This is a genomic window from Noviherbaspirillum sp. (assembly GCF_036563305.1).
GTDB lineage: Bacteria > Pseudomonadota > Gammaproteobacteria > Burkholderiales > Burkholderiaceae_D > Noviherbaspirillum.
In genome coordinates this window covers 673,782-681,033 of the sequence record NZ_DATCMQ010000016.1, presented here as the reverse complement: position 1 = coordinate 681,033, position 7,252 = coordinate 673,782, and the positions used below count along the sequence as shown (strand labels likewise).

The window sequence follows — 7,252 nt, the reverse complement described above, 5'->3', positions numbered from 1 at the left end:
GCCGTCGCGCAGCTCGATCGCCTCGCGCGAGCCGGTCGACGCGCCCGACGGCACCGCCGCGCGGCCCATCACGCCGGACTCCAGCAGCACGTCGCACTCCACGGTCGGGTTGCCGCGCGAATCGATGATTTCACGGCCGATGATGTCTACGATGGCACTCATTTCATATCTCCCAGATCAAAGTAATGCTGTGATGTGCGCAGCCAGCCGGACCTCCGCAAACGCCGGGATTTCCCCCTTCCGGCGCGCGGACGGCGGCGCGACAATGCGCCGGTGGGCAAGATTATTCCCGCCCGGCGCTCAACCCGTACCCAGAAATCGCAAAAACGATCACGAAAAATTGGCTTCGAGGAATCCTGCCTTCTTGACAACCCGGTCGAGCTCGACCAGGGTCGACAGCAAGTCCTTCATGCGCGCCAGCGGAACGGCGTTGGGGCCGTCGGACATCGCCTGCGCCGGCGTCGGGTGGGTTTCCATGAACAGGCCGGCGATGCCGACTGCGACGGCAGCCCGCGCCAGCACCGGCACGAACTCGCGCTGCCCGCCGGACGACGTGCCCTGCCCGCCAGGCAGCTGCACCGAGTGGGTGGCATCGAACACGACAGGGCAATTGGTCTCGCGCATGATTGCGAGAGAACGCATGTCGGAGACCAGATTGTTGTAGCCGAACGAAACGCCGCGCTCGCATGCCATGAAGTTGTCCTGCTCGAGGCCGGCCTCGGCAGCGGCGGCACGCGCCTTGTCGATGACATTTTTCATGTCGCCTGGCGCGAGAAACTGGCCCTTCTTGATATTGACCGGCTTGCCGGACTGCGCGCAGGCGCGGATGAAATCGGTCTGGCGGCACAGGAATGCCGGGGTCTGCAGGACGTCGACAACTTCCGCCACCGGCTTGATCTCATCGATCTCGTGGATGTCGGTCAGTACCGGCACGCCGATCTGCTTCCTCACCTCGGCGAGGATCTGCAGGCCCTTTTCCATGCCCAGGCCGCGGAACGAGCTGCCCGAGGAACGGTTGGCCTTGTCGAACGAGGACTTGTAGATGAATGGGATGCCGAGCGACGAGGTCAGCTCCTTGAGCTGGCCGGCGGTGTCCAGTGCCAGATCGAGGGACTCGATCACGCACGGACCGGCAATCAGGAAGAATGGCCGGTCCAGGCCGGCGTCGAAACCACAAAGCTTCATGCAGCTTTCCTTTGCGACGACGCCTGCTTGCGCGCGAGCGCCGCCTTGATGAATGAGATGAACAGCGGATGGCCGTCGCGCGGCGTCGACTTGAACTCCGGGTGGTACTGCACCCCGACATACCAGGGATGACCCTGGTCGCCGGTGCGTGGCAGTTCCATGATCTCGCACAGGCCTTCCGTCGGCGTACGCGCGGACACCACCAGGCCTGCTTCTTCCACGCGGCCGAGGTAATGGTTGTTTGCCTCGTAACGGTGGCGATGGCGCTCCGTCACCTTCTCGCCATAGATTTCCGCGGCGATCGTGCCCGGCTTGACCGCGCAGGTCTGCGCGCCGAGGCGCATGGTCCCGCCAAGGTCCGAATTCGCATCCCGCTTCTCGACCTTGCCGTCGTGGTTCTGCCACTCGGTGATCAGCGCCACGACCGGATGTTCGGTCTCCGGATCGAACTCGGTGGAATTGGCCATCGCGAGGCCCGCCTTGCTGCGCGCGTACTCGATCAGCGCGACCTGCATGCCGAGACAGATGCCGAGATAAGGAATCTTGTTTTCACGCGCAAAACGGGCGGCTGCGATCTTGCCCTCGACGCCGCGCTTGCCGAATCCGCCCGGCACCAGGACCGCGTCGTACTTGGCCAGACCTTCGGTGCCGTTGGCTTCAATTTCCTCGGAATCCAGGTATTCGATGTTGACGCGGCTCTCCGTGTGGATGCCGGCATGGCGCAGCGCTTCCGTCAGCGACTTGTAGGACTCGGTCAGGTCGACGTACTTGCCCACCATGCCGATGGTGACTTCCGCCTTCGGGTGTTCGAGCGCATAGACCAGCCTGTTCCAGACCGACAGGTCGGCCGGCTTCGCTTCCAGGCCGAGCTTCTCGCAGACGATGCGGTCAAGGCCCTGGTCGTTCAGCATCTGCGGGATCTTGTAGATCGTGTCGGCGTCCCAGACCGAAATCACCGCGTCTTCCTGCACGTTCGAGAACAAGGAGATCTTCGCGCGCTCGTCGTCGGGAATGCGGCGGTCGGCGCGGCACAGTAGCGCGTCGGGCGAGATGCCGATCTCACGCAGCTTCTGCACGCTGTGCTGGGTCGGCTTGGTCTTCAGCTCGCCGGCGGAGGCGATATAGGGAACGAGCGTCAGGTGGACGAACGCGGCCGCGTTGCGACCGGCACGCAGGCTCAGCTGACGGGCAGCCTCCAGGAACGGCAGCGACTCGATGTCACCCACCGTGCCGCCGATTTCCACCAGCGCCACGTCGAAGCCTTCGGCGCCGCGATGGATGTAGTCCTGGATTTCATTGGTGATATGCGGGATCACCTGCACCGTCTTGCCGAGGTACTCGCCGCGGCGCTCCTTGCGGATCACGGATTCATAGATCTGCCCGGTGGTGAAGTTGTTGAGCTTCTTCATCCTGGCCGTGATGAAACGCTCATAGTGCCCGAGGTCGAGGTCGGTCTCTGCGCCGTCGTCCGTGACGAACACTTCGCCATGCTGGAACGGGCTCATCGTTCCCGGATCGACGTTGATATAGGGATCGAGCTTGATGAGGGTGACTTTGAGGCCGCGCGACTCGAGAATCGCAGCGAGGGAAGCGGCTGCGATCCCTTTGCCGAGGGATGAAACAACGCCGCCAGTAACGAATACAAACTTGGTCATTGCTGGGATGTGCCGGACGGCACGTGCGGGAAATTCAAATTATACCCCAAACCGACCGCCGGATTCTCGCCGGCCGGGGAGTTTATCGCCGCGCGGGCTGGTGATATATACAGGCTTCGCGCGCACCGCCAACACCGGAACGTCGGCCCCCTCAGGGCGTATAGGAGACCTGGAGCCTGACAAAGTTCTGCCTACCGGTGGCGTCGGGAAGATCCCGGATCTCATTGCCGCGACGGATGACGCCGAGGCGTGCGCCGAATGCGCCCTCCTGCCACGCCACTCCGATTTCCAGTTCGCCCACCAGCCGCTCGGGCTTCACCGTATGCGGATGGCCATTCGAGAAATACCCGCCCTGCAGGGTGGCGTTCCAGGCAACGGCGCTCGCGCTTGCCCGCATGAAGCCGTGCAGGGTCGGATGGTGCGGAAGCGCGTTGAGGCGCCCGGCGCGCAGGAGGATGCTGCCACCCGCGTCGGTGAAGATATTGCCGAACCGCCCCCTGACGCTTGGCGTGATGTCGATGCCGGGCGACGGCGACCACCTGACCGGAACGGACTCACCGTGCAGCACCACCCCGAACTCGTTCCTGACCTGCCTGGACCACCCCCGCGGCAGCGGTTGGTCGATCAGGCGGTGGAAATTCCTTTGGGTCCACTCGCCGCCTGCACAAGGACCGATGCAACCGAAGTCCACGCCATAGCGGGATGCGCTGCCGTCGGCCTGGTGCGTCTCCTTGAACAGCCCGGCGTAAATCCAGCCGGCATAGGGATGGTCGGGCGGACCCACCTGCTCCGGCGGCAGCTTGATGTCGGAAGCGGTGTACAACTCCTGGCCGATCCGCCAGCCGAAGCGCGCGAGCTGCGCGCCCGAATCGACGCTGTGCACATGGCTGTAGCGAACGCCGCTGGAATAGAACCCGTCATTGCGGTTCAATAGCAAGGTGTCGTTGTCGATATCGATCAGGTGGCTCGCCGTGCCGTGCGTTCGTGCCGCTGCATAGTCACTGAAGAAGTCCTGGGCCTGAACGGTCTGGCACAGCGAGGCGAGGAGCACGGTCGCCGGAATGCAAAATCGGAAAAGTGGCATGCTTTACTCCATGATGAGGGATTGGATCATTGCGTGCACTGCGGCGGCGGCGGCGGCGGGCGACGCCATCGGAAACAGGTGGCCGCCGGGCACGAGGGCAAAGTGCTTCCCTGTCAGGCGGCGTGTCGCGGCCAGTCCCGCCTGCCGGCATTCCGCGGAATCGGCGCCGCCGATGAAACCCACCGGCACCGGGAAGCCGCGCCGTGTCAAAGCGCCAAGATGATGAGGCAGGCTGCGGTAGACCGCCGTCTCCGTCTCCCGGGTGAAACGCAGGGTCACGCCTTCCGGATGCGGCGCGAGGCCGTGCTCGATGTAATCCCGCAGGACCTCCGGCGGCCATGCCGCAAACATTGGCTTGGCCGCGTAGTGGCGGAGCGCCGATTCCGCATCTGGCCACAGGTGGCGCCGAACCTGCGAAGCACGGGCCGGGGAGAAGCGCGCGTCCACGCCGAGGGATTTGGCGACGCGCAGCAGCGCAGCGCGCCAGCCCGCCACCACCGGCGCATCCAGCAGGACCACGCAGCGCACCGCTTGCGGACGTGCCCGGGCGGCCGTGAGACTGAGCATGCCCCCCATCGAGTGCCCCACCAGGACCACCGGTTCCGTGTAGCGCGCGTCCAGTTCATCCAGCAGTTCCCTGACGAGTTCCGGCCAGCCGTTGCTGACCGGGTACGCGGGATTGTGGGCGTGCATGTCGAGCGCCTGCACCTGGTAGTGCTTGCGCAGATGGTCGAAGAAGATGCGGTAGGTGCCGGCCGGATAGCTGTTGGCGTGCACGAAGTGGATGTTGGGTCTGGACATGGTCGGTGAATTGGAGGTCGCGGAGAATTGTAATTGCAATATCAGCGAGCGTCCGCGCTGTCCTCGCCCGATGCCGCCTGCGGCGGCATGCCGGTGTCGACCTGCTGCCGGTTGTACCAGTAGCGCCCATGTTCGACCCGGTACTCGCCGACCTCGACCTGTTCGCCGAACCGCAGGCTGATCGCGCCGGAGACATCGGTACGCAGGCGTTGCACGCCGCGTTCGGCATAGCGCTGCCAGACCTCGGTCTTCGGATGCCGGTATCGATTGCGATACCCGAGCTGGAACACGACGATCTCGGGCCGGACCGCATCGAGAAACGCAGGGGTGGAGGACGTGCCGCTGCCGTGGTGGGGCGCGAACAGCACGGTCGCGGCGAGCTTGTCGCCCAGTCCGGCAACCAGCTCCGCCTCCTGGGGCGCCTCGATATCACCAGGCAGGAGGACCGAATGGCTGCCGGCCGTGATCTTCAGCGTGCAGCTGCGATGGTTGGGCTTGGACTTTTTCCGCGCATACTGCCCTGCGGACGGATACAGGAGCTCGAAATGGACGCCGTCCCATGTCCAGGATTCGCCCTGCCTGCAACGCGCATGCGACTTCGCCCGGCGCACCACCTGGTGCTCGTCCGGCAGCGATGACGAGACCCGATCGACCCTGATTTCCGAGAGGACGGAAAGCGCCCCGCCAGTATGGTCGTTGTCGCCGTGGGATACCATCATGGCGTCGAGGCGGTCGATGCCGCGCGCCCGAAGGTAGGGGAGGATTGCGCGCTCACCTGCATCGCCGTCCGTCCCGAACGACGGCCCGGTGTCATACAGCAGGCGCCGGCCGTGCGTCTCGATCAGCACTGCCGTGCCCTGCCCTACGTCGAGGGCGGTCACCCATAGTCCACCTGGTTCCGGGCGCGCCGGCGCCGTCAGCGCGAGCGGCATCAGCCAGACGGCACCCAGCCACCGCAGCGGCCATCCTGCCGGCGCCAGCAGCCACAGGGTGCCGGCAAGCGCCGCCAGAAAGGCCGGGAGCGACGGGCGTGGCGCCTGCCAGACCGCGGCCGGCAGCGCGCTCAAATGTGTCAGCAAGGACGCAAGCAGCTCAACGCCCGCATGGGCGACCAGCAGCATCGCCTGGCAGAACGGCGCCGGAAGCATGCTGCCCATCAGCGCAAGCGGCGTGACCACGAAACTGATCAGCGGAATGGCCAGTGCATTTGCTACCGGGCTTACCAGCGAAACCTGGCTGAACAGCAGCATCGTCAGCGGCACCAGCCCGACCGTGATCGCGTACTGGACCCGCGTGCCGCCGCGGACTGCCTGCAGCAGCCTGGCGCGCCATGTCTCCTGTCCGGCCGACGCGGGCGCAGCGCGGCCGACGGTGGTGAACATGATGAGGGCAACTGCAGCAAAGGAAAGCCAGAAACCGGGCCACAATACCGCCCAGGGATCGATGAGGACAACCACGGCAAGCGCCGCACACAGGACCGCGGACACGTTGGCGACACGGCCGAGCCATAGTGCGGCCGCGACGACGGTGAGCATGTACAGCGTGCGTTGCGCCGGCACTCCGAATCCGGCCATCAGCACATAGAGGAACGCGGCGAGTACGCCGCCGGCCGCCGCCGCCTTTTGCGCCGGCAGGATCAGCGGCAATGCCGCCCGCGTGAAGAACGAGCGCCGCCACAGGAAATGCACTGCCGAGGCAAACAGGCCGGCGATCATCGTGATGTGCAGGCCCGAGATGGAGATGAGGTGGCCGACGCCGCTGCGGTTGAATACCTCCCAGTCAGATTGGCTGATCGCGCGCTGGTCGCCGATGACAAGCGCCACGATCACACCTGCATAGGGCTTGTCCTGCAATACGCGCCGTATGCGCTCGCGCAGCCAGGAACGGCTGCGCTCGATGATGTTTCCCGGTCGCGCGACAAATGCGTCCAGGCGCAGGTTCTTGTGCATGCTGCGCGCATCCGGGCGTACATAGCCGGTCGCCCGCACGCCGCGCTCCAGCAGCCAGACCTCGTAGTCGAAACCGTGGGGATTGGCATTGCCATGCGGCCGACGGAGACGAACAGTGAGTTGCCAGCGCTCGCCGGGCTCGAGTTGCGCCGGCGCCGACGCATCATCGTCGCTGAATCCGCCATGCCAGGAGAGCGCCAGCCGTCCGGGCACGACCATCACGGACCTGTCAGGCGAAACCTGGCGCTCCACCTCGAAGTCGAACCGCACTCCCCGCTCGAACGGATTCGGAAGGCTCGCGACGGTCCCGACCAGGGTGATGTCCCGCCCCTCCCATTCGGCCGGCAGGCTTTCCCGCATCTGCAAGTGGGCGTAACCGGCGGCCCAGCTGAAACCGACGGCCGCGCCGCAGATGAACATCCCGATGGTCCTGCCCGGCGCTTCGAGCGCTGGGAAAACGTTGGGCGCGAGGCAGGGCACAAGGCGCAAGTGAAGAACCGCGAGAGAACGAGGCAGAAACCATGCGCCGGCAATCACGGCCAGCACCAATACCGCGAGGACGGCGAGCGATGGCAAGA

At 65.3% G+C, this 7,252-nt stretch carries 5 protein-coding genes and 1 pseudogene; all 6 read right to left on the bottom strand.

Going from position 1 to position 7,252, the window contains the following annotated elements:
• Nucleotides 1–162, bottom strand: a pseudogene (gene eno / locus VIM12_RS19650) (phosphopyruvate hydratase); the annotation flags it as partial.
• 168 nt (nt 163–330) lie between these two features.
• Nucleotides 331–1,185, bottom strand: coding sequence for a 3-deoxy-8-phosphooctulonate synthase (kdsA, locus tag VIM12_RS19645; protein ID WP_331943840.1), 855 nt, complete (start codon nt 1,183–1,185; stop codon nt 331–333).
• The gene (locus VIM12_RS19640; RefSeq protein WP_331943838.1) at nt 1,182–2,840 is read right to left on the bottom strand and encodes a CTP synthase; all 1,659 of its coding nucleotides are present in this window, start codon (nt 2,838–2,840) and stop codon (nt 1,182–1,184) included. Before VIM12_RS19640 ends, kdsA begins: the two co-directional genes overlap by 4 nt.
• Before the next feature lie 151 nt (nt 2,841–2,991).
• Nucleotides 2,992–3,924 carry a lipid A deacylase LpxR family protein gene (locus VIM12_RS19635; RefSeq protein ID WP_331943836.1) on the bottom strand — a complete coding sequence of 311 codons (933 nt, stop codon included), beginning with the start codon at nt 3,922–3,924 and terminating at the stop codon, nt 2,992–2,994.
• 3 nt (nt 3,925–3,927) lie between these two features.
• Nucleotides 3,928–4,725: an alpha/beta hydrolase gene (locus tag VIM12_RS19630; protein ID WP_331943834.1), complete on the bottom strand. Its 798-nt coding sequence runs from the start codon at nt 4,723–4,725 to the stop codon at nt 3,928–3,930.
• Between the two features lie 41 nt (nt 4,726–4,766).
• Complete coding sequence (locus tag VIM12_RS19625) at nt 4,767–7,250, bottom strand: DNA internalization-related competence protein ComEC/Rec2 (RefSeq protein WP_331943832.1); 2,484 nt, start codon at nt 7,248–7,250, stop codon at nt 4,767–4,769.
• Between the last annotated feature and the right edge of the window lie 2 nt (nt 7,251–7,252).